This window comes from Allochromatium palmeri, from assembly GCF_009720725.1.
In the GTDB taxonomy this organism is placed as follows: domain Bacteria; phylum Pseudomonadota; class Gammaproteobacteria; order Chromatiales; family Chromatiaceae; genus Thermochromatium; species Thermochromatium palmeri.
The window spans coordinates 1-1,281 of the sequence record NZ_WNKT01000128.1 but is presented as its reverse complement, the minus strand read 5'-3'; the positions used below and the strand labels follow the sequence as shown (position 1 = coordinate 1,281).

The window sequence follows — 1,281 nt, the reverse complement described above, 5'->3', positions numbered from 1 at the left end:
TTGAGGCGTAGCGCCAGCATGGCCTCGGCCTGCTCAAGGCGCCACCACGCCCCGGGACGCTTGAGACGTTGTTGAACGACGTAGCGATGGGCACTCTCGATCTCGCCGGAGCCGATGGGTAATCCCTGCTGCAGAGCGCCCTGGTAGTCGAAGTGTTGGCGACGATTGGTGAAATAGCGTAGGGCGGCGCGCACCGGGGCCTCGGACTCATCGACCGTCTCCGGTTCCAGATGCGCGTGCAGATCGGTCAGGACGGCGTCGAGTTGATTGGTCTTGAGTCGGTGCTTTTGGCGCTCCAGCCAGGCACTGGGATCGGCATCGGCACTTTTAGCCGCCGCGCCCAGATACTCGCAGGCGTGATAAAAATCGACTAGAAATCGGCCCTGCTGCCCGAAGTGCTGATCGACTTGATCGACGATCCAAGGGGCCCCGTCGCCGACGGCGTGCACGTGCGTCTGGGTGCCGAAACCGGCGGCTCGGGCACAGTCGAAGAGTTCGCGCCCCAGCCCATCGACACCACCTTGAAGCGTTCCACCATAACAGGGCGTGGCACTGCCGAGGGGATGCACGAGACACAATTTGGCTTCCTTCCACCCCAACTGCTTCCCACAGCGCTGGTCCGGCTGCGCCGGGTCCGGGGTCATGATCGGCACCATCCCGCCATCAATTTCAGCCACCAGCCACGGCGCCCCCGGCTCGGTCGGCCACGCCGCTTGCACCTCATGGGCCTCCAGAATGGCCTGCGCATGGCCCTCAACGATCTGGCGGATCGTCTCTACCGGCAAACGCACCCGATAATGCTCCCACACCTTCTCCGCCGCTTGTTGAAACGACACATCGGCCCCCAAGTCCGTCACCACCCGCTGCAACGGTTGCGAGCAACACCGATGACTGACCTGTGCACTGACCGAAAAACTGCGCCGCAGCCGCGTGCCTTGACGACACAGCACTTCCTGCACTTCAATCAGTCCGAACGTACTGTGCCAGCACAGTTTTTTTTTCCCGCCCGCCGCGCCTCTCCGCTCTCCAATGTCGCGCGCGTCGTCTGTTCCACCTGCCGCTGTGCCCACGCTTGAAGGCTCTCCTGACCCAGACGCTGGAGTTCCTCAATCATCCGACGTTCCGCCGCATCCGCGCGCGACAACTCCCCCCCGGCGTCTTCAACGATCGCCACAATTTGCTCAATTCGCTGCCTCAGCGACGGGTTGCGATTCAGTGCCTCAAGCAACTCTTTATCGCTTTGGGCGTACGTTGGCATGGCAGGAGCCTCACAAGACAGTT

General features: G+C 62.5%; 1 protein-coding gene. It reads right to left on the bottom strand.

The annotated features are described in order from the left end of the window. Positions 1-1,258 (bottom strand): ISKra4 family transposase gene (locus GJ668_RS19760; RefSeq protein ID WP_155451790.1). Its coding sequence is split into 2 segments (ribosomal slippage), with 1,256 coding nucleotides annotated over them: positions 1-998 and positions 1,001-1,258; the frame shifts between segments, so codons are not numbered across the junction. This gene is flagged as partial in the annotation. Positions 1,259-1,281: the final 23 nt, after the last annotated feature.